Genomic DNA, 21479 nt, shown 5'->3' with positions numbered 1-21479 from the left:
GTGTCGTAGTGTGACCGGCATGGAACTACTACGTCATGTAGTTGTGCTGGTGCATATCGTCGGGTTCGCCGTCACCTTCGGTGCGTGGACGGCCGAGGCGGCGGCCCGGCGATTTCGCACTACCCGGTTGATGGACTACGGACTCCTCGTCTCCTTGCTCACCGGAATCGCGCTGGCGGCGCCGTGGCCGGCGGGAATTGTCTTGAACTACCCCAAGATCGGGGTGAAGTTGGCCATTCTCGTGGTGATCGGTGGCCTGCTCGGGATGGGCAATGCCCGGCAGCGCCGCACCGGTGCTCCGGTTCCGCGTCCGGTCTTCGTCTCGGTCGGTGTCCTGTCGCTGGCGGCGGCGGGCATCGCCGTGATTTGGTGACCCGCACCAGGCATAACCCGGGAAATCACCAGGTTCTCCGATAAGGCAGGATGGAAGTGCCGTCCCGAGAGTCGCCGGGATGGCACTCTCGTGCCAGGAGCGGAGACTATCTCGGAGGAGTCTGATGGGGGAGACGGAGCTGCGGCCGCACTTCAACAGGGTCGTACTCAAGCTCGGCGGGGAGATGTTCGGCGGCGGATCGGTCGGGCTCGATCCCGACGTCGTCGCCCAGGTGGCCCGCCAGATCGCCGAAGTGGTGCGTAGCGGCGTTCAGGTCGCCGTGGTCATCGGCGGCGGAAACTTCTTCCGCGGGGCCCAGCTGCAGCACCGCGGGATGGAACGCACCCGCTCGGACTACATGGGCATGCTCGGCACCGTGATGAACAGCCTTGCGCTGCAAGACTTCCTGGAGAAGGAAGGCATCGTCACCCGCGTGCAGACCGCGATCACCATGGGTCAGGTCGCTGAGCCCTACATCCCGTTGCGTGCGGTGCGCCACCTGGAGAAGGGGCGCGTGGTGATCTTCGGTGCCGGCATGGGACTGCCCTACTTCTCCACCGACACCACTGCCGCGCAGCGGGCGCTGGAGATCCGCGCCGACATCGTCCTGATGGCCAAGGCGGTCGACGGTGTCTTCACCGCGGACCCGCGCCAGGACCCGAACGCCGAGATGCTCACCGAAATCAGCCACCGAGAGGTCATCGATCGCGGCCTTCAGGTGGCCGACGCGACGGCGTTCAGTTTGTGCATGGACAACGGGATGCCGATCCTGGTCTTCAACCTGCTGACCGACGGGAATATCGCTCGGGCGGTCGCAGGTGAGAAGATCGGAACTCTGGTCAGCTGAGGAGGACCCACGTCACATGATTGAAGAGGCTCTCTTCGATGCCGAAGAGAAGATGGAGAAAGCCGTCTCGGTCGCCCGCGACGACTTGTCGTCCATCCGGACCGGACGGGCCAATCCCGGCATGTTCGCGCGCGTCGTCGTCGACTACTACGGCACACCGACTCCGATCACGCAGCTGTCGAGCATCAACGTGCCCGAGGCGCGCATGGTCGTCATCAAGCCCTACGAGGCGTCGCAGCTGCGGGCGATCGAGGACTCGATCCGCAATTCGGACCTGGGTCTCAACCCCTCCAACGACGGCAACATCATCCGGGTGTCGATCCCGCAGCTGACCGAGGAGCGTCGCCGGGATCTGGTCAAGCAGGCCAAGTCCAAGGGTGAGGACGCCAAGGTGTCGGTGCGCAACGTGCGTCGTCGTGCGATGGAGGAACTGCACCGCATCCGCAAGGACGGCGAGGCCGGCGAAGACGAGGTCGGTCGCGCGGAGAAGGACTTGGACAAGGCCACCGCGACCTACGTCGGACAGATCGACGAATTGGTCAAGCACAAAGAAGGCGAGCTGCTGGAGGTCTGATGACCGCTCAGCAACGATTGCCCGTGGCAGACACCGAATCCGACGCCCCCGGTACACCGGCGCCGGAGAACAAGAAGACCTCGCGCGCCGGTCGTGATCTGCCTGCCGCGATTGCCGTCGGCGCCGCGCTGGGCGCGATGGCGATCGGCAGCCTGCTGTTCGCGCCGAAGTGGTGGTTCCCGCTGCTGTCCATCGCCATGGCGATCGCCACTCACGAGGTGATCCGCAGGCTGCGCGAGCACGGCTATGTGATGCCCGTCGTGCCGCTGCTGGTGGGCGGGCAGGCGATGATCTGGCTGGCCTGGCCGTGGGGCGTGGCCGGGACGCTGGGTGCCTACGGCGGAACGATCGTCGTCGCCATGGTGTGGCGCCTGCTCGGCCAGGGGCTGCGCGAAGCGCCGGTGAACTATCTGCGCGATATCGCCGCCTCGGTACTGCTCGCCACCTGGGTGCCGTTGTTCGCGAGTTTCACCGCGCTGCTGATCTTCCAGGACAACGGCGGCGCGCGGGTCTTCACCGTGATCGCCACTGTCGTGTTCGCCGATATCGGCGGCTATACCGCCGGCGTGCTGTTCGGTAAGCATCTGCTGGCCCCGGCGATCAGCCCCAAGAAGTCCTGGGAAGGCCTCGGCGGTTCGCTGCTGTTCGGCATCGCCGCGTCCGTGCTGTCGGTCACGTTCCTGCTGCACAAGCCCGCCTGGGTGGGACTGCCGCTCGGGCTGATGCTGGTGATCACCGGCGTGCTCGGCGATCTGGTCGAATCGCAGGTCAAACGCGATCTGGGCATCAAGGACATGGGCACGCTGCTGCCGGGTCACGGCGGGATCATGGACCGCATCGACGCGATGCTGCCGTCGGCGGTCGCCGGTTGGATTGTGCTGACCCTGCTGGCCTGACCGCCATACTGGACGTAATGAAACAAGACCTCGTGTTCGAGGCGCCGCGGCGTGGCTTGCCGCCGCGCCATCTTGCCGACCTGGACGCCGAGGGTCGGGCGGTCGCGGTGGCCGAACTCGGGCTGCCGAAATTTCGGGCCAAGCAGCTGGCCCAGCAGTACTACGGCCGGCTGCTCGCCGACCCGCAGCAGATGACCGATCTGCCCGCCGCGGTGCGCGACACGGTCGCCGATGCACTGTTCCCCCCACTGCTGACGGTGGCCAAAGAGATCGAATGCGACGCGGGGGAAACCCGAAAGACGTTGTGGCGCGCCCACGATGGCACCACCTTCGAGTCGGTGTTGATGCGCTATCCGAACCGCAACACCGTGTGCATCTCGTCGCAGGCCGGCTGCGGCATGGCGTGCCCGTTCTGCGCGACCGGCCAGGGCGGGCTGACTCGCAACCTGAGCACGGCCGAGATCCTCGAGCAGGTGCGCGCGGCCGCGGTCACCTCGCGCGACGAGTTCGGTGAGCGGCTGTCCAATGTGGTGTTCATGGGCATGGGTGAGCCGCTGGCCAACTATGCGCGGGTGCTGGCCACCGTGCAGCGCATCACCGCCCCGGCGCCGGACGGCTTCGGTATTTCCGCGCGCTCGGTGACGGTGTCGACCGTCGGGCTGGCCCCCGCGATCCGCAAGCTCGCCGACGAGCACCTGGGTGTGACGCTGGCACTGTCACTGCACACCCCCGATGACGAACTGCGCGACACCCTGGTGCCGGTGAACAACCGCTGGAAGGTCAGCGAGGTGCTGGATGCGGCCCGGTACTACGCCGATACGACGGGCCGGCGGGTGTCGATCGAATACGCACTGATCCGCGACGTCAACGACCAGCCCTGGCGGGCCGACCTGCTGGGCAAGAAGCTGCACAAGGCGCTGGGCCCGCTGGCCCACGTCAACCTCATTCCACTGAACCCGACGCCGGGCAGCGAATGGGATGCCAGCCCCAAGCCGGCCGAACGCGAGTTCGTCCGCCGGGTCAAGGCTCAGGGAGTGTCGTGCACGGTGCGGGATACCCGCGGGCGTGAGATCGCGGCGGCGTGCGGTCAGCTCGCCGCCAGCGGTTAGCGGCTAGCGGATCCAACCGCGGCGACGGCCCCACCAGTCACGGACGGTGGCGCCGAACACCAGGACGGCGAACACGATCAGCACGTAGTCCTCGACGTGGCCGACATGGTTGCCGCGCAGCATCGCGAGCAGGAACAGGGTGACGAAGATGCCGACACCGTGCCAGGTGCGCGGGGTGATCTTGCTCCAGCCCCAGGCGGCCGAGGGTACGTCGCCGGTGTCGACGTCTGTGTAGCGCTCCACCTCGGTGCTGACCATTGCGGCTCCTGTCACTGCGATCGGCAATCGCCGTAATTCTGGCACACCCGCCTGCCGCGGGCTCAGCCGATCTGGCCGTAGCGCCGCAATGCCTCGGCGCGCTCGGCGCCATGATCGACGATCGGCTCCGGATAACCGTCGGGCCGGCCACCTTTCAGTTTGTGGACGTCGTCGACCTCGGCCAGCTCGGACACCCAGCGCCGCACGTAGTCACCGTCGGGATCGAACTTCTGGCCCTGTGTGATCGGGTTGAACACCCGAAAGTAGGGCGACGCGTCGGTGCCCGAGCCCGCACACCACTGCCAGCCGTGCTGGTTGCTGGCCATATCGCCGTCCACCAGCTGCTCGAGGAACCAGCGTGCGCCCCACTGCCAGGGCAGGTGCAGATCCTTGACCAGAAACGACGCCACGATCATCCGCACCCGGTTGTGCATGAAGCCCGAGTCGCGCAGCTGCCGCATCCCGGCGTCGACGATCGGGAAGCCGGTGCGGCCCTGCTTCCAGGCCTCGAACAGCTCGTCGGCGTGTTTGTCGGTATCGACTTCCATGGCGTCGAAGCTGCGATTCCAGTTCCACCACGCGCTGTCGGGCCATTCGTGCAGCACTGCTGCGTAGAAATCGCGGAACGCCAGCTCCCGCAGATAGGCGCTCGCCCCGGTGGCCCGGACGTTGAGGTCGGCGGCCATCGTCCGGGGATGGATGGTGCCGAATTTCAGGTGCGCCGACATGCGGCTGATGCCCGGCTTGTCCGGGCGGTTGCGGTCCTCGGCGTAGTCGGCCAGGCCGTCATCGACGAACTCGGCCCAGCGGTCCAGTGCGGCTTTCTCACCGGCCGGGAGGTCCAGCTCGACACCGGGGTCGGGGGCGTCCACCCGGTGTTTCGACGGCGGGTCGATCCAGCTCACCGCGGCCGTCGCGGACGCCGCGGGCTTGCGCCAGCCGACGTCGCGCCACTTGGCGAAATACGGCGTGAACACCTTGTAGGGGGTTCCGTCGTCCTTGGCGACCCGTCCCGGCGACACGAGATACGGCGAACCCGTGGCGCACAGCTCGGCACCCGTCTCGGCCAACGCAGCGGCCACCGCCTCGTCGCGCCGCACCCCGAACGGGCTGAAGTCGGCCGAGATGTGAACCGAAGAAGCGCCGATCTGTTTGCACAGCAAGGGAATTCGCTTCTCCGGGCGGCCGCGCGTGATCAGCAGCCGCCCGTCGAGCGCATCGTTGAGCTCGCGCAGCGAATCACCGAGGAATTGCAGTCGGCGCGGGCCCGAGGATTTCTCCAGCCGTGGATCCAGGACGAAGCACGCGAGCACGTCGGCGTCGTCAGCCGCGGCCTCCAGCAGAGGCGGTAGGTCGTGCAGGCGCAGATCGCGGCGAAACCACAGCAGTGCGGGCATCTTTTCCATGCTCCCCCTTGGGTCAGAGCGGTTGTCTGGCCACCGCCCGAACTAGTCGCGGGCCCGCGGCATTACTGCGCCGGCGGCATCAGCACCGTGTCGATGAGGTACACCGTGGCGTTGGCCGTCTGGACCCCGCCACACACGACACCGGCGTCGTTGACCTTGAGGTTGTCACCCGATCCGGTCACCGTGACCGTTCCGCCCTGGACGGTTTTGTGCTGACCCACCACCTGGGCGGGGCTGGCCTGCGACGGAACGACGTGATACGTGAGGATCGAGGTCAACAGATCCTTGTCCGTCTTGAGCTTCTCGACGGTGGCCGGGTCCAGCTTGGCGAACGCGTCATCGGTGGGTGCGAACACGGTGAACTGACCGCTGTCGAGGGTCTGGACCAGGTTGACGTTCGGGTTGAGCTTGCCCGACAACGCCGACGTCAGCGTCTTGAGGAGCGGGTTGTTGCTTGCCGCCACTGTCACCGGGTCCTTCGACATGCCCGCGACCGACCCGGGGCCGGTGGGTACCTGTTCGGCGTAGCCCGCGCACCCGGGGCCGACGAGCGTGCCGGCCGGTGCGGCAGCCCCGGTGCTGGTGGCCGTGGTCGTGGTCATCATCGTGGTCGCCGCCGAGGTGGCGGTCGATGACTCCGCGGTGGTGCCGGTCGACGAGCAGCCGGCGAAAAGCACGGCAGCCGCGGTCAATCCGACGGCGCTCAGCACGGTCCGGTGAAATGCCATTAGTGACTCCCTTGTCCTGTGTGGTCGGCAATGCACAGGTGATTCGGCGCACTCGGCCATCCGGATGGGTGCAAATCGTGGCGGTGCGACCCAAATCCGAAGCGATGTTCGACCGCGACGATCGCCGATGCCGAAATCACGGGCGGGACGCGGCACAATTGAGCGGTGAGCCCCGCCAACCGCCTGAAGGTCCTGATCCTGGGCAGCACCGGTTCCATCGGAACCCAGGCGCTGGAGGTCATCGCCGAGAACCCGGACCGCTTCGAAGTCGTCGGGCTGGCCGCCGGTGGCGGAAACCCCGACCTGCTGGCCCGCCAGCGCGCCGAGACCGGGGTGACCAATATCGCGGTCGCCGACCCGGCCGCCGCGGAGACGATCGGCGACGTCACCTACAGCGGCCCCGACGGCGTCACCCGGCTGGTCGAGGACGCCTGCGAAAAGAACGGCGTTGATGTCGTGCTCAACGCCCTGGTCGGGGCGCTGGGGCTGCAGCCCACCCTGGCCGCGCTGGCCAGCGGTGCCCGCCTGGCGCTGGCCAACAAGGAATCGCTGGTGGCCGGGGGACCGCTGGTGGTCAAGGCCGCCCAGCCCGGCCAGATCGTGCCCGTCGACTCCGAGCACTCGGCGCTGGCTCAGTGCCTGCGCTCGGGCAGCGCCGACGAGGTCGCCAAGCTGGTGCTCACCGCCTCCGGCGGACCGTTCCGCGGCTGGTCGGCCGCCCAGCTCGAGCCCGTCACACCCGAACAGGCCGGTGCCCACCCCACCTGGAACATGGGCCCGATGAACACGCTGAACTCGGCGTCGCTGGTCAACAAGGGCCTGGAGCTGATCGAGACGCACCTGCTGTTCGGCGTTCCCTATGAGCGCATCGAGGTCGTGGTGCATCCGCAGTCGATCGTGCACTCGATGGTGACGTTCACCGACGGCTCGACGATCGCGCAGGCCAGCCCGCCGGATATGAAGCTGCCGATCTCGCTGGCGCTGGGCTGGCCGGCCAGGGTGCCCGGCGCCGCCGCGGCCTGCGACTTCTCGACAGCTTCCACCTGGGAATTCGAGCCGCTGGACGCGTCGGTGTTCCCGGCCGTCGACCTGGCCAGGCACGCCGGCCAGACCGGCGGCTGCCTGACCGCGGTGTACAACGCGGCCAACGAAGAGGCGGCCGAGGCGTTCCTCGACGGCAAGATCCGGTTCCCGGCCATCGTGCGAACAATTGCCGACGTCCTGCACGCCGCCGACCAGTGGGCCGCGCAACCCGCTACCGTGGAAGAAGTACTTGACGCGCAGCGATGGGCACGGGAGCGAGCCCGCGCGGCCGTCACACAGGAGGTCGCTTCAATCCGATGATGTTCGTTATCGGCATCGCGCTGTTCGCACTGTGCATCCTCATCTCTGTTGCACTGCACGAGTGCGGTCACATGTGGGTGGCGCGCGCCACCGGAATGAAGGTGCGCCGCTACTTCGTGGGCTTCGGCCCGACCCTGTGGTCCACACACCGGCCCAACAAACTCGGCACCACCGAGTACGGCATCAAGGCCGTCCCGCTCGGCGGCTTCTGCGATATCGCGGGCATGACGTCCGTCGAGGAGCTCAAGCCCGAAGAGCGGCCGTACGCGATGTTCAAGCAGGACACCTGGAAGCGGGTCGCGGTGCTGTTCGCCGGGCCCGCGATGAACTTCATCATCGGCCTGGTGCTGGTCTACGGCATCGCGATCGTCTGGGGCCTGCCGAACCTGCACCAGCCCACCAACGCGATGGTAGGTGAAACCGCTTGTGTTGCACCGCAACTGGCGAAGGACAAGGCAGGCGACTGCACCGGGCCCGGCCCGGCAGCGCTGGCGGGAATCAAGAAGGGCGATGTCATCACCAAGGTCGGTGACGCCCGCGTCGGGACCTTCGACGACCTCGTCGCCGCCGTCCGCAAGGTGAACGGTCCCACGGCGTTCACCGTCGACCGCGTCGAGAACGGGCAATCCCGCGAATTCACCACGACCGTCGACGTCACCGCCACGCAGCGGTGGACCTCCAAAGACGCGACCGCACCGACCACCGTCGGCGCCATCGGCGTCGCGCCCGAGGTGTTCGCGCCCACCCAGTACAACCCGCTGTCGGCAGTGCCCGCGACGTTCGCGTTCTCCGGTGACCTGGCCGTCGAGCTGGGCAAGTCGCTGGCCAAGATCCCGACCAAGGTCGGTGCCCTGATTCACTCCATCGGCGGCGGTGAGCGTGATCCCGAGACGCCGATCAGCGTGGTGGGCGCCAGCATCATCGGCGGCGATACCGTCGACCACGGCCTGTGGGTGGCGTTCTGGTTCTTCCTGGCCCAGCTCAACTTCGTGCTCGGCGCGATCAACCTGGTGCCGCTGTTGCCCTTCGACGGCGGCCACATCGCGATCGCCGTGTACGAGAAAATCCGCAACCTCGTCCGGTCGGCGCGCGGCAAGGTCGCCGCAGCGCCGGTGAACTACCTCAAGCTGATGCCCGCCACCTACGTGATCCTCGTCGTGGTGGTCGGCTACATGCTGTTGACCGTCACCGCCGACTTGGTCAACCCCATCCGACTGTTCCAGTAGGAGATGAAGTGACTTCGATAGGCCTGGGTATGCCGGCTCCGCCGGCGCCCGTACTGGCGCCCCGACGAAAAACCCGTCAGCTGATGGTGCGCGACGTCGGCGTCGGCAGCGACTACCCGATCTCGGTGCAGTCCATGTGCACCACCAAGACTCACGACGTCAACACCACACTGCAGCAGATCGCCGAGCTGACCGCCGCCGGGTGCGACATGGTCCGGGTGGCGTGCCCCCGTCAGGAAGACGCCGACGCGCTGGCCGAGATCGCCAAGCACAGCAATATTCCGGTGATCGCCGACATCCACTTCCAGCCCAAGTACATCTTCGCCGCGATCGACGCAGGCTGCGCGGCCGTGCGCGTCAACCCCGGCAACATCAAGGAGTTCGACGGCCGGGTCGGCGAGGTCGCCAAAGCCGCGGGCGCGGCGGGCATCCCGATCCGCATCGGCGTCAACGCCGGCTCGCTGGACAAGCGCTTCATGGAGAAGTACGGCAAGGCCACCCCGGAGGCGCTCGTCGAGTCCGCGCTCTGGGAGGCTTCGCTGTTCGAGGAGCACGGTTTCGGCAACATCAAGATCAGCGTCAAGCACAACGACCCGGTCATCATGGTCGCCGCCTATGAGTTGCTGGCCGAAAAGTCCGACTACCCACTGCATCTCGGCGTGACCGAGGCCGGCCCCGCGTTTCAGGGCACGATCAAGTCGGCGGTCGCGTTCGGTGCACTGCTGTCGCGGGGGATCGGTGACACCATCCGGGTGTCGCTGTCGGCGCCGCCCATCGAAGAGGTCAAGGTCGGCACCCAGATCCTGGAGTCGCTGAACCTGCGACCACGCGGGCTGGAGATCGTGTCGTGTCCGTCGTGCGGGCGGGCCCAGGTCGACGTCTACACGCTGGCCAACCAGGTGTCCGCCGGTCTCGACGGCCTCGACGTGCCGCTGCGGGTGGCGGTGATGGGGTGCGTGGTCAACGGTCCGGGTGAGGCCCGCGAGGCTGATCTCGGGGTGGCATCGGGCAATGGCAAGGGCCAGATCTTCGTCAAGGGCGAGGTGATCAAGACCGTGCCCGAGGCGCTGATCGTCGAGACGCTGATCGAAGAGGCGATGCGACTCGCCGAAGAGCAGGGCGGCACGGATGCAAGTGCCAGCGGTTCGCCGGTGGTGACCGTAAGCTGATGGCGTAACCCCGCAGGGGTTTTCACACCCGCCAGAAAGTTACCGCCATGTCGGCTCCGCCACTGTTTCGTCTGGTCGACGAACGACGGGTCTCGGTGGTGCGCGACGCCGCGGCGGTGGGACGGGTTTTGGCCGACGATCCGGTCGGCTCCTGCATGGTGGCCGCGCGGGTCGCCGACCATGGTGTCGAGCCGCAGGCGATCGGCGGAGAGCTGTGGACGCGGCGGCGGGCCGAGGAATCCCTGTGCTACGCCGGGGCCAATCTGATCCCGTTGCGCGGTGCGCAACCCGATTTGCACGCGTTCGCCGACAAGGCGATGAGCACCGCACGACGTTGTTCGTCGTTGGTGGGGCGCGCCGAACTGGTCTTGCCGATGTGGGACCGGCTGCAGCATGCGTGGGGTCCCGCTCGTGATGTGCGCGACCGTCAACCGCTGATGGCACTCGGTGTTCCGCCGGCGTGCCGGATCGACCCGGCGGTGCGCCGGGTCCGGGTCGACGAACTCGACGCGTATCTGGTTGCCGCGATCGACATGTTCATCGGCGAGGTCGGGATCGATCCGCGGATCGGTGACGGTGGCCGGGGATACCGGCGCCGGGTCGCGAGCCTGATCGCCGCGGGACGGGCCTACGCCCGCTTCGAGCACGGCCAGGTGGTGTTCAAAGCCGAGGTCGGTTCGCAGTCCCCGGTGGTCGGCCAGATCCAGGGAGTCTGGGTGCACCCCGAGTGGCGCGGCCATGGACTCGGCACGGCGGGCACCGCGGCGGTGGCCGCCGCCGTGGTCGACAGCGGGCGGATCGCCAGCCTCTACGTCAACAGCTTCAATGCGGTCGCGCGCGCGGCCTACTCACGGGTCGGCTTCGCCGAGGTCGGTATGTTCGCGACCGTGCTGCTCGACTGAGCGTCGAAATCAATTTGCTCGATTAGGGACGCGTCTGCGCGATCTGTGTCAATATCGGTGAAGCGCGACGTAAGTCGGGTTATTGCCGGGACTCCATGGCAAACGGGGGGTTTGCGACCGGCGGTTTCGCAGTGTTGGGTCGGGGGGTCCTCATGCGTTGGTCTCGTTCATCACATCAGCTCGGCTTGGGTGCTCTGGTAGCGCTCGGCTTCGGCGCCTCGGTCACCGTGGGGTGTGCGGTGGCCGCCGCTGATACGGGTTCGGCGGCCGACGGCTCGACGGCGTCCGGGACCGCGCATTCGCGGCAATCCGTTGCCTCGTCACATGTTTCAGCTACCTCGGCGCAGTCGGCACGGCCGTCTCAGCCCAAAGCGGTGGTGGCCGGCGCACGCACCACGCGACCGCAGGCCGCCGTCGGCTCCACCGGACGCCGAGTCGCTGCGCTGGTGGTGCCCGAACCGGCCGCCGCGACGACGACGGTCCGTTCGATGGAAAGTGCCTCGGCCACCAAAAGTGCTTCAGCACTTGCCAATCCGTTCAGCTTCCTGAATTCGATCGCCCGACAGATCCAAGTCAAATTCTTCAACCGGACACCCACGCTCACCTACGACGGCTCCGACAACGTCATCCACGACGACGGCACCATCACCGGGCAGGTCGTCGGCAACGACGCCGACGGCGACGCGCTCAAGTACTCGGTGAGCACCGCGGCCAAGGGAACCGTAACAATCGATGGCAGTGGCAATTTCACCTTCACCCCGGGAGATGACTTCGTATCCACGACGGGCGACATCTTCACCGCCACCGTCAGCGATGCCACTCCCGGACAGTTCCACGGGCTGATGGGCATGCTGGTTCCCGGGTGGGGTTCGACCGCAAAGCTGACCGCCAAGGTGCTCGGAGCGATCCTGCCGCCCGGCGATCCGGGCAGCGTCGGACCGTGGGGAACGCCGTCGCGCACCGCGTACTTCACCGACCTCTCGGTGTTGTCGGACTGGTGGGTGTACAACGGCCGGACCCAGCACGGCAATCGGACACCGAACCAGATCACCTTTGCTGACGGCATCATGACGCTCAATGGCGACGCCAACGGAAACGACGCGGGCATCGCGTGGGGGCCGGGACAGAAGTACGGCGCCTGGGAAGTTCGGGTCAAGATCCCGGCGGGCGCGCCCAACTACGACCCGGTGCTGCTGCTGTGGCCGGACGCCGAGAACTGGCCCACCGGTGGCGAGATCGACTTCATGGAGATCTGGGGCGATGGCTCCCGGCAGGCGGTGAATTCGGTCCTGCACTACGGGGCGACCAATCAGCAGGCCGGCGCGACCAAGGTCGTCGACGCGACTCAATGGCACACCTACGCGGTGAGTTGGACACCCACCCAGATCACCACCTACGTCGACGGCACGCCGATCTTCACCACCACCGACACCTCGACGTTCCCGCCGGGGCCGATGCACCTGTGCATCCAGCTCGACATGCTGGGCTCCGATATCTCCGCGGGCGCGCAGATGCAGGTCGCCTGGGCCAAGGAGTACTCGTACGCCTCCTTCACCTGATTGACGATCGCGGGCGTCAATTCGGTCTATCGTCGGACTCGCAGGGCAGGGGGAACCATGGAACGACAATCTTGTGCACGCTGCGGGCGGGCAGGCAATTCCACGATCGCGACGTACGCGGGATGGGCCGGCGGTGTGGTGGCGGCACTGGGGGTCGGGGCCGCGATCCTGTCCGGCGCCGGCGCCGCGGCGGCCGACGCATCATCGGGCTCCGCATCGTCAGCGCCGGCACATTCGGCGAGGGGGACGTCGGCGGGTACCGCGCACGCCGCCCGCGCGCCGCGATCTGCCGCTCCTGCCAACACATCTCGACGGTCAGACGCCAAGGCGGCTGTCGCGCAACCGCGGAACACAGTGACCCAGACGCTGGCTGCGGCGTCAGCAACCGGTGCGCCGACCACGGCGCAGGCGCCGGTGCTGCCGAAGGTGGCGTCGCCCAATCCGATGGCCATGGTGACCGCTGCGGTGAACTCGTTCTTCCGGCAAGTGCAGACCGCCTTTGCGGCGGTGGGCATCAAGACACCCGCGCCACGCGGCGGTCCCAGCACCTGGGGTGCGCCGACGCGCACGGTGACTTTCACCGACAGTTCGGTTCTGTCCCAGTTCGTGGTCTACACCGGGACATACCCGGACGGCATTCGCACACCGGAGATGCTGTCGTTCTCGAACGGCACGATGACGATCACCGGTGACGCGCAGGGGCATGACGAAGGTATCGCCTGGGTGCCGGGCGGCCAGAAGTACGGCGGGTGGGAGGTTCGGTTGCGCGTGCCGCCGGGAGCCAAGAACTACGACCCCGTCCTCTTGCTGTGGCCCGACGCCGAGAACTGGCCCAAGGGGGGCGAGGTCGACTTCATGGAGATGTGGGACGACCCCGCACGCCAGACGGTCAATTCAGTCCTGCACTACGGCCAGACGAACAAACAGATCAGGGCCAGCATGGCGGTCGACGCCACACAGTGGCACACCTACGCGGTCAAGTGGACGCCGACGCAGATCGTCACGTACGTGGACGGCGTTCCGCTGTTCACCTCGACGAACAAGTCGACATTCCCGCCGGGGTCGATGCACCTGTGCATCCAACTGGACGTGATGGGGCCCGACATCGCCGCCGGTGCGCAGATGGAAGTGGCTTGGGCCAAGCAGTATTCGCAAGCCGCCGTCAGCTGACCGTACGCGCGCTCTGAGGCGTCCGGAATGACTCGCCGAGCGCCGGTGTGTTGGCACGGGATTCGGATCACGGGCTCATAACATTTGTCCCAATGGTTACTTGCACCCCATTAGCAACACGAGTCACAGGCGTGGTCTCCCTTCTCGCCGTGGTGGCGGCGTCGGCGACGCTGTCGGCGTGCACCCCGCGCCCCGACGGCCCCGGCCCCGCCGCGGAGAAGTTCTTCGCCGACCTCACCAAGGGCGACACCTCGGCCGCGGCGCAGCTCTCCGACCGCCCTGCCGACGTGCAGGCCGCCCTCAACGAGGCGTGGGCCGGGCTGCAGGCCACCCACCTCGACGCTCAGGTCCTCGGCTCGCGCTACACCGAGGACACCGGCAGCGTGAACTACCGCTTCACCTGGCAGTTGCCCAAGAAGCGCACCTGGACCTACGACGGCGTGCTGCAGATGATCCGCGACGAGGGCACCTGGCGAGTGCGCTGGACACCTGCCGGACTGCACCCGAAACTCGGTGAGCACCAGCACTTTACGTTGCGCTCCGACGCCCCGCGGCGGGCTTCGGTGAACGAACTCGGCGGCACCGACGTGCTGGCGCCTGCCAACCTGTACCGCTACCAGCTCGACGCGGCCAAGGCCGGCAGTCAGCTGATGGCGACCTCGAGAGTGGTCGCCGATCAGCTGCGCCAGTTCGACAACACCCTGGACCCACAGCGCCTGGCCGAGCAGGCCAGCTCCTCGAGTAAGCCACTCGAGCTCGTCACGCTGCGACCGTCCGACCACGACAAGGTCGGCCAGGCGCTGGACGCGCTGCCCGGCGTCGTCGTCACCCCGCAGGCCGATCTGCTGCCCACCGACGATCGCTTCGCCCCGGCCGTCATCAGCCAGGTGAAGAAGGCGGTGATCGACGAACTCGACGGTCAGTCCGGCTGGCGGGTGGTCAGCGTGAACCAGAACGGCAACGACGTCGACGTGCTGCAGGAGGTGCCGCCGACGCCCGCGCCGTCCATCTCGATCACGCTGGACCGCTCGGTGCAGAACGCCGCCCAGCACGCCGTCGACACCCAGGGCCGCAAGGCCATGATGGTGGTCATCAAGCCGTCGACCGGTGAGATCCTCGCCGTCGCCCAGAACGCCGCGGCCGATGCCGACGGTCCGGCGGCGACGACCGGTCTCTACCCGCCGGGTTCGACGTTCAAGATCATCACCGCGGGTGCGGCCATCGATCGCGATATGGCCACCCCGAACACCCTGTTGGGCTGCCCGGGTGAGCTCGAAATCGGCCAGCGGATCGTCCCGAACTACAACAAGTTCGACCTGGGCACGGTCCCGATGTCCAAGGCGTTCGCGAACTCCTGCAACACCACCTTCGCCGAGCTGGCCAGCCGGATGCCGCCGACCGCGCTGACGGTGGCGGCCTCGCAGTACGGCATCGGGCCGGACTACACGATCGACGGGCTGACCACCGTGACCGGCACGGTGCCGCCGACGGTGAACCTGGCCGAACGCACCGAGGACGGCTTCGGGCAGGGCAAGGTTCTGGTCACCCCGTTCGGGATGGCGCTGGCCGCGGCGACCGTCGCCGCCGGCAAAACGCCCAACCCGCACCTGATCGTGGGCAGTCAGACCGCCGAGACCGGTGATCATCCGCCGATCACCCCGGCCATGCTCGACGGCCTGCGGCCGATGATGCGGCAGGTGGTCACCAACGGCACTGCCAAGGACATCAACGACGCCGGCGATGTGCGCGGCAAGACCGGTGAGGCCGAATTCGAGGGCGGCTCGCACGCCTGGTTCGCCGGCTATCGCGGGGACTTGGCGTTTGCGGCGCTGATCGTGGGCGGCGGCAGTTCGGAATACGCGGTGCGGATGGTGAAGATGATGTTCAGCGAGCTGCCCACCGACTACCTGGCCTGACCGAAGGCAACCGTTGGGTTAAATCTTCGGCGAGCCCATATCCATCGAAATCGGCCGCCACGATGATGGTGAGTACCGAGGGCCGACGTCGTCTCGCGAAGCGGTGTGAAAGACGTGACGGACGGTGGGGGCGGGCTCGTGACCATGGATTGGACTCGGCGACGCTGGATGCGATTTCGGCGACGGCTCAGATATGAGGCTCGCTACAGCGGCGGACTGAATCCGATCGCCAAATTTCTGCTCGTGGCCATGATGTTCACGGCCACCCTGGTGTTGGTTCTCTACGCGCTGAAGGTCGCCTGACCAACCGCGATTCTCAAGTGGGACAAGAACTTCGGTGCGTCGCGGCCGGTGTGTTTAGATGATGCGTGGCCAACCGGATCCAGACGTTGCTCGGCGTCACCTATCCCGTCGTCCAGGCGCCGATGACCTACATCGCCAGAGCGCAGCTCGCCGCGGCGGTATCGGAGGCCGGTGGCCTCGGCGTCATCGAAACCCTCACCGAGGAGGGCCGCGAGGACCTGTTCAAGGTTCGCGATCTCACCGACCGGCCGGTCGGCGCCAACCTGATGATCCAGGGCTGGAAGCGTGACCCGTCCATCGTCGACGTGTTGGTGAAAGCCGATGTGCGCCATGTGTTCACCTCCGCCGGTGACCCGGGCCTTTTCACCGCACGGCTGCACGACGCGGGCATGACGGTGGTGCACGTGGTGGGCTCACTGGGCGGCGCCCGCAAGGCGGTCGACGCCGGTGTCGACGCGTTGGTGGTCGAGGGCGTCGAGGGAGGTGGGTTCAAATCCGCACTCGGGGCGTCGACCATGGTGCTGCTCCCGCTGATCGCCGAACAGATCGACCTGCCGCTGATCGCCGCCGGGGGCATCTGCGACGCCCGGTCGGCCGCCGCAGCAGTGGTGTTGGGCGCCGAAGGTGTCCAGATGGGCACCCGCATGCTGGCCAGCCGTGAGGCGGGCGTGCACACCAACTTCAAGGACGCCATCGTCGCCGCCGACGACGCCGGCACGATCCTGCTGAACCTGCCCGGAAATCCCACGATGCGCGTGCTGCACGTGGGGCTGGCCCGTCGCGTCGCGACCGAGGGAGCGTCGGCTCCGCTGATCAGCGGCGTCACCGAGCTCTACTTCGAGGGCGATATGGAGGCCAGCGTGGCCAACACCGGCCAGGTCTGCTCGCGCATCGTCGAGGTGTTACCGGTGGCCGATATCGTCCGCAGCACCTGGGAGGGCGCGCAGAGCGCGCTGACCGGGGCCGCGGCCCGCTTCTGAGTCAGCCAGCGACGACGTCGGCGCCCTGAACCTTCACCGCGACCGGCGTCAGCGGCGTCACGGCAGGCCCGCGCAGTACCGCGCCGTCGAGACCGAACTGGCTGCCGTGGCACGGGCAGCTGAGCGTGCCGTCGGTGACCCCGGGCAGCTTGCACCCGGCGTGGGTGCAGCGGGCCACGAACCCCTCGAACACCCCGGGTTTGGGCTGGGTGACGACGGTGTCTCCGACGACCTTGCCCGAGCCCACCGGGATGTCGGCGGTGGGGGCCAACACCTGACCCGGTGCGGTCGTCGTCGGCGACGCGGTGAGCTCGCCGGTATTGCTGTTGCAGGCGGCGATCGGCGCGACAGCGGCCCCGATCAGGACGGTTCGGCGCGGCAAATCGAACATCGGCCCAGGCTAGCCGAGAGCTGCCGAGATGGGCGTGTGGCCAGGGCGAACAGGTACCGTGGAGTGGCTATGACCGGAATCGACCACACGCCCGCGCTGCGGGTCTCCGATGCCGACCGCAACGGGACCCTGCGGCGGCTGCACAACGCCGTCGCGTTGGGGCTGATCGATATCGGTGAGTTCGAGGAGCGCTCGGCGCAGGTGTCGGCCGCCCGCATGCAGACCGATCTCGAGATCCTGGTCGACGACCTACCCGGTCCCGGTGCCATCGTCACCTCGGCGGCCGACCGGGTCGAATTGCGCGGTTGGATGGGCTCACTGCGCCGGCACGGGGAGTGGACGGTTCCGACTCGGCTGGCGCTGGTGCGCCGGATGGGCTCGGTCGACCTCGACCTCACCAATGCCCGCTTCGCCGGTCCGGTCGTCGTCATCGAACTCGACATGGTGCGTGGCTCGGTGGATCTGCGCCTGCCCGACGGCGCGAGCGCGTCCATCGACGACATCACCGTCTACGCCGGCAGCGCCCGCGACCGCCGCAAGGACGCACCCGCCGAGGGCACCCCGCACGTGGTGCTCACCGGCCGGGTGGTCATGGGTTCGGTCAACGTCCGCGGTCCCAAGCGTCCGCTGCTGCGTCGCCATTAGGCTGGCCTACATGCCCGTACGCAGTGCACTCCGGCCCGGAGTGGTTTCACCGGACCTGCAGGTTCCCCAGTCCATCGAGCGTCCCGAATACGTCGGTAAGTCGACGGTGGCCGAAGGCAGTGAGCCGTGGGTCCAGACACCCGAGGTGATCGAGAAGATGCGGATCGCGGGACGCATCGCAGCCGGCGCGCTGGCCGAGGCCGGTAAGGCGGTCGCCCCCGGCGTGACCACCGACGAACTCGACCGCATCGCCCACGACTACATGGTCGACCACGGCGCCTACCCGTCGACGCTGTACTACAAGGGTTTTCCGAAGTCGTGCTGCACCTCGCTCAACGAGATCATCTGCCACGGCATCCCGGACTCGACCGTGGTCGAGGACGGCGACATCGTCAACATCGACGTCACCGCCTACATCAACGGTGTGCACGGCGACACCAACGCCACGTTCCTGGCCGGTGACGTCAGCGAGGAGCACCGCCTGTTGGTGGAGCGCACCCACGAGGCGACGATGCGGGCCATCAAGGCCGTCAAGCCGGGCCGGGCGCTGTCGGTCGTCGGCCGGGTCATCGAGGCATACGCAAACCGGTTCGGCTACAACGTGGTTCGTGATTTCACCGGGCACGGAATCGGCACCACGTTCCACAACGGTCTGGTGGTGCTGCACTACGACCAGCCCGAAGTGGAGACCGTGCTGGAGCCCGGGATGACGTTCACCATCGAGCCGATGATCAACCTCGGTGCACTGGACTACGAGATCTGGGACGACGGCTGGACGGTGGCCACCAAGGACCGCAAGTGGACCGCCCAGTTCGAGCACACCCTGGTCGTGACCGAGGACGGCGCGGAGATCCTGACCCTGGCGCCGTGACCGGCGGCGCGCTGCTGATCGCCGGCACCACCTCCGACGCCGGCAAGTCGATGGTCGTAGCCGGGCTGTGCAGGCTGTTGGCGCGCAAGGGAATTCGCGTGGCGCCGTTCAAGGCGCAGAACATGAGCAACAACTCGGTGGTCACGGTCGACGGCGGCGAGATCGGGCGGGCCCAGGGTATGCAGGCGCGGGCGGCGGGCCTGCAACCCACCACTCGGTTCAACCCCGTCCTGCTCAAGCCCGGTAGTGACCGCACCTCGCAGCTGGTGGTCAAGGGGCATGCGGTGGGGCAGGTGAGCGCGCGCGACTACATCGAGCACCGCGATCGGCTGGCCGGGGTGGTCGCCGACGAATTAGCTTCACTGAGAGCCGAATTCGACGTCGTGATCTGCGAAGGCGCCGGGTCACCCGCCGAGATCAACTTGCGGGCAACCGATCTGGCCAACATGGGCCTGGCGCGCGCGGCCGGACTGCCGGTCGTCGTCGTCGGCGACATCGACCGCGGCGGCCTGCTGGCCCACCTGTTCGGCACCCTCGCCGTGCTCTCACCGGAAGACCAGGCGCTGATCGCCGGCTTCATCGTCAACAAGTTCCGCGGCGATCCCGCGCTGCTGGCGCCGGGCCTCGATCAGCTGGCTCAGCTCACCGGCAGGCCCACCTACGGGATCGTGCCCTACAGCGACGAGCTGTGGCTGGACACCGAGGATTCGGTGTCCGTGGTGGCCGGTCATGTGGTCGGTGTGCCGACGCCGCCGCTCGGTGAGCAGTGGCTGCGGGTGGCGGCCATTCGGTTGCCGCGGATCTCCAACTCCACCGATATCGAGGCCCTGGCCTGCGAGCCCGGCGTGCAGGTCCGCTGGGCCGCCGAACCGGCCGAGGTGGCCGACGCGGACATCGTGGTGATCCCGGGTAGTAAAGCGACCGTCGCCGACCTCGGCTGGCTGCGGGAACGGGGGCTGGCCGACGCGATCGCCGCGCATGCCGGCGCCGGGCGTCCGGTGCTCGGTATCTGCGGCGGCTTCCAGATGTTGTGCCGCCACATCGGCGACACCGTCGAAACCCGTGCCGGTGACGTCGACGGGCTGGGACTGTTCGACGCCGACATCGACTTCGCCCAGGACAAGGTGCTGCGGCACTGGCCGAGTCCGTTGAGCGGCTACGAGATCCACCACGGACGGGTGACCCGCTGCGCCGAGGACAGCTGGTTCGAGGCCGACGGCGCCGTGCAGGGCTACGTCCGCGGCGCCGTGTTCGGCACCCATTGGCACGGCCTGCTGGACAACGACGAATTCCGTCGCGACTGGCTCGCCACCGCGGCCGCCGCCGCCGGACGGCACGGATTTCGGGTTGCCGCCGACACCCTGGTGCCCGCCCGCCGAGACGCTCAACTCGACGTCATGGCCGATCTGCTGGCCGCCCACCTCGACATCGACGCACTGTTGTCGCTGCTCGACGGCGGTGCGGCCGTGCGCCCCACGGTGAGTACGCGACTGAATCGGTAGCCTGAAAACCATGTCGGGTCGGACGACACTGGTCACCGCGGCGATTGCTGCCACCGTGCTGGTCGCCGGCTGCGGATCGACGGTCACCGGCACCGCGACGTGGCCGGGCGCGTTCTTGGAGAAGGCCACGCTGGGCCCGGCAGATTTCCCGCCCGGCGTGCAGTACGACCGCATCGTCGAGCAGGCCGGTCAGCCCGACAACGCAGGCAGCCCGCCGTCGATGCTGTCCCGTCCCGAGGGCTGCGCCAATGCCATGACGAACGTCATCGCCGAATCGGCGGAACGCGGGCCCGGCAGCGCCTCGAAATACGCCGCCACCTACGACGGGGCGCGCATCGTGATGACCGTGCTGTCGTGGCCACTGGATCTGGACAAGCTCGAGGCGGCGGCCGGGCGCTGTGCGAAATTCGAAGCCTATTTCGATCCGCGGAGCAAGGGCATCCCCATCACGACCACCGAGCTACCCCCTTTGGGGGACGGCCTCTTGGCGTACCAGCAAACAATGCAGCTGATGGGTTCTCCCAGTAGTGTCTATATGGCATTCCAAAACGTGGGCAGATACGGAATGTTCGGAATCGCTTTTCCCACGCCCGATCCCAGCGTCGATGCCAAAGCGACACTGCCGCAGACGTTTCTGGACGTCTTTGCCAAGCAGGCCGCCAAGATTCGCCGTGCTACCTGAGTAGGAGTTGAGGGACCCTGCGAAAACCGCCCGCCGTAAGCCACTTTCACAGTAACGTGGCGAAATGCCTTCGACGATGGTGACTGTCGATGGGTTCCCCGTGCCGGTCAGCGTGACCGGCCCGGAGAAGGGCCCCTACGTCGTCGTGCTGGGTGCCGCCCAGCACGCACCGGCCGCCTACGACGGGGTCTGTCAGCGCCTGCACACGGCTTCGGTGCGAACCGTCGTCATCGGTGCCGACCCACGGCTACATCCCAAAGCCGTCATCGGCATCCTCGACGCGCTCGATGTCCGCTGGGGAATCCTGGTGGGCGACCGGGCGGGCGCGGAGCTCGCCTGGGAGCTGGCCGCCACCCGCCTCGACCGGTTCACCGGTCTGGTCGTGATCGACCGCGGGCACCCCAAGGTTCCCGACCAGAACGGTGTGGTCCGTGACGAGGACTGCCCGCCGGTGGAGATCAACACCACCGCGTTGGTGAGCACCCCGGCCGCCAGGGCGCTGGCCCGGGCCAGCCAGCGCTACGTCTACAGCGATTTCCGCCTGGTCGAATTCACCGGGCGGCGCAACGCCGCGGAATCCACCGCACAGCTGGCCGCCGAGATCGTGCTGCGCACCAGCACCTGGTGA

The 21479-nt window shown here is 67.5% G+C and carries 23 protein-coding genes; 19 read left to right on the top strand and 4 right to left on the bottom strand.

What is annotated here, in order from left to right; genetic code table 11:
• Positions 1–19: 19 nt before the first annotated feature.
• The 5 genes from EV580_RS03980 to rlmN all read left to right on the top strand — a co-directional run bounded on the left by EV580_RS03980 (position 20) and on the right by rlmN (position 3799).
• The gene (locus EV580_RS03980; protein ID WP_133689818.1) at positions 20–373 is read left to right on the top strand and encodes a Fe-S protein; all 354 of its coding nucleotides are present in this window, start codon (positions 20–22) and stop codon (positions 371–373) included.
• 124 nt (positions 374–497) lie between these two features.
• Entirely contained in the window at positions 498–1220 is a 723-nt protein-coding gene (gene pyrH / locus EV580_RS03975) for a UMP kinase (protein WP_133689817.1), read from the top strand.
• A 16-nt stretch (positions 1221–1236) separates the two neighbouring features.
• Positions 1237–1794: a ribosome recycling factor gene (gene frr, locus EV580_RS03970; protein WP_133689816.1), complete on the top strand. Its 558-nt coding sequence runs from the start codon at positions 1237–1239 to the stop codon at positions 1792–1794.
• A complete protein-coding gene (locus EV580_RS03965; RefSeq protein ID WP_133689815.1) occupies positions 1794–2690 on the top strand; it encodes a phosphatidate cytidylyltransferase in 897 nt (298 codons plus the stop codon). Before frr ends, EV580_RS03965 begins: the two co-directional genes overlap by 1 nt.
• A gap of 17 nt (positions 2691–2707) precedes the next feature.
• The gene (gene rlmN / locus EV580_RS03960) at positions 2708–3799 is read left to right on the top strand and encodes a dual-specificity RNA methyltransferase RlmN (RefSeq protein ID WP_133689814.1); all 1092 of its coding nucleotides are present in this window, start codon (positions 2708–2710) and stop codon (positions 3797–3799) included.
• Positions 3800–3802: 3 nt separating this feature from the next.
• Here the strand turns inward: rlmN and EV580_RS03955 are convergent, their stop codons facing one another.
• The 3 genes from EV580_RS03955 to EV580_RS03945 form a co-directional block, all read right to left on the bottom strand.
• On the bottom strand, positions 3803–4057 hold the full coding sequence (locus EV580_RS03955) for a DUF2631 domain-containing protein (protein WP_133689813.1): 255 nt from the start codon (positions 4055–4057) through the stop codon (positions 3803–3805).
• Positions 4058–4119: 62 nt separating this feature from the next.
• Entirely contained in the window at positions 4120–5454 is a 1335-nt protein-coding gene (locus EV580_RS03950) for a cryptochrome/photolyase family protein (protein ID WP_133691025.1), read from the bottom strand.
• 71 nt (positions 5455–5525) lie between these two features.
• Positions 5526–6191, bottom strand: a complete 666-nt coding sequence (locus EV580_RS03945; protein WP_133689812.1) for a fasciclin domain-containing protein — start codon at positions 6189–6191, stop codon at positions 5526–5528.
• 165 nt (positions 6192–6356) lie between these two features.
• On the opposite strand from EV580_RS03945, the gene dxr reads away from it, so the two are divergent.
• The 9 genes from dxr to EV580_RS03900 all read left to right on the top strand — a co-directional run bounded on the left by dxr (position 6357) and on the right by EV580_RS03900 (position 16760).
• Positions 6357–7535: a 1-deoxy-D-xylulose-5-phosphate reductoisomerase gene (gene dxr, locus EV580_RS03940; protein WP_133689811.1), complete on the top strand. Its 1179-nt coding sequence runs from the start codon at positions 6357–6359 to the stop codon at positions 7533–7535.
• Positions 7532–8761 carry a M50 family metallopeptidase gene (locus EV580_RS03935; RefSeq protein ID WP_133689810.1) on the top strand — a complete coding sequence of 410 codons (1230 nt, stop codon included), beginning with the start codon at positions 7532–7534 and terminating at the stop codon, positions 8759–8761. Before dxr ends, EV580_RS03935 begins: the two co-directional genes overlap by 4 nt.
• A 29-nt stretch (positions 8762–8790) precedes the next feature.
• Positions 8791–9930 carry a flavodoxin-dependent (E)-4-hydroxy-3-methylbut-2-enyl-diphosphate synthase gene (gene ispG, locus EV580_RS03930; protein ID WP_133691024.1) on the top strand — a complete coding sequence of 380 codons (1140 nt, stop codon included), beginning with the start codon at positions 8791–8793 and terminating at the stop codon, positions 9928–9930.
• Between the two features lie 47 nt (positions 9931–9977).
• Positions 9978–10832, top strand: a complete 855-nt coding sequence (locus tag EV580_RS03925) for a GNAT family N-acetyltransferase (RefSeq protein ID WP_133689809.1) — start codon at positions 9978–9980, stop codon at positions 10830–10832.
• A gap of 185 nt (positions 10833–11017) precedes the next feature.
• Positions 11018–12391 carry a family 16 glycosylhydrolase gene (locus EV580_RS03920; RefSeq protein WP_133689808.1) on the top strand — a complete coding sequence of 458 codons (1374 nt, stop codon included), beginning with the start codon at positions 11018–11020 and terminating at the stop codon, positions 12389–12391.
• Between the two features lie 57 nt (positions 12392–12448).
• The gene (locus EV580_RS03915; RefSeq protein ID WP_133689807.1) at positions 12449–13561 is read left to right on the top strand and encodes a glycoside hydrolase family 16 protein; all 1113 of its coding nucleotides are present in this window, start codon (positions 12449–12451) and stop codon (positions 13559–13561) included.
• 92 nt (positions 13562–13653) lie between these two features.
• Entirely contained in the window at positions 13654–15477 is a 1824-nt protein-coding gene (locus EV580_RS03910) for a penicillin-binding transpeptidase domain-containing protein (protein WP_133689806.1), read from the top strand.
• Positions 15478–15591: 114 nt separating this feature from the next.
• Complete coding sequence (locus EV580_RS03905) at positions 15592–15780, top strand: hypothetical protein (protein WP_133689805.1); 189 nt, start codon at positions 15592–15594, stop codon at positions 15778–15780.
• Positions 15781–15845: 65 nt separating this feature from the next.
• A complete protein-coding gene (locus EV580_RS03900) occupies positions 15846–16760 on the top strand; it encodes an NAD(P)H-dependent flavin oxidoreductase (RefSeq protein WP_133689804.1) in 915 nt (304 codons plus the stop codon).
• Between the two features lies 1 nt (position 16761).
• Here the strand turns inward: EV580_RS03900 and EV580_RS03895 are convergent, their stop codons facing one another.
• Complete coding sequence (locus tag EV580_RS03895) at positions 16762–17151, bottom strand: Rieske (2Fe-2S) protein (protein WP_133689803.1); 390 nt, start codon at positions 17149–17151, stop codon at positions 16762–16764.
• 63 nt (positions 17152–17214) lie between these two features.
• Here EV580_RS03895 and EV580_RS03890 point away from each other — a divergent pair, with 63 nt between their 5' ends.
• The 5 genes from EV580_RS03890 (at position 17215) to EV580_RS03870 (ending at position 21479) form a co-directional block, all read left to right on the top strand.
• Positions 17215–17796 (top strand): DUF1707 SHOCT-like domain-containing protein, encoded by a 582-nt coding sequence (locus tag EV580_RS03890; RefSeq protein ID WP_502703909.1) that lies wholly within the window; start codon positions 17215–17217, stop codon positions 17794–17796.
• A 10-nt stretch (positions 17797–17806) separates the two neighbouring features.
• Positions 17807–18667 carry a type I methionyl aminopeptidase gene (gene map, locus EV580_RS03885; RefSeq protein ID WP_133689801.1) on the top strand — a complete coding sequence of 287 codons (861 nt, stop codon included), beginning with the start codon at positions 17807–17809 and terminating at the stop codon, positions 18665–18667.
• Positions 18664–20169, top strand: a complete 1506-nt coding sequence (locus EV580_RS03880) for a cobyric acid synthase (RefSeq protein ID WP_133689800.1) — start codon at positions 18664–18666, stop codon at positions 20167–20169. The genes map and EV580_RS03880 overlap by 4 nt, the downstream gene beginning before the upstream one ends.
• A gap of 10 nt (positions 20170–20179) precedes the next feature.
• Complete coding sequence (locus EV580_RS03875) at positions 20180–20851, top strand: hypothetical protein (RefSeq protein ID WP_133689799.1); 672 nt, start codon at positions 20180–20182, stop codon at positions 20849–20851.
• 64 nt (positions 20852–20915) lie between these two features.
• Positions 20916–21479: an alpha/beta hydrolase gene (locus EV580_RS03870; protein ID WP_133689798.1), complete on the top strand. Its 564-nt coding sequence runs from the start codon at positions 20916–20918 to the stop codon at positions 21477–21479.

Source organism: Mycobacterium sp. BK086 (assembly GCA_004362315.1).
In the GTDB taxonomy this organism is placed as follows: domain Bacteria; phylum Actinomycetota; class Actinomycetes; order Mycobacteriales; family Mycobacteriaceae; genus Mycobacterium.
This window is presented reverse-complemented; position numbering and strand designations above follow the sequence as displayed.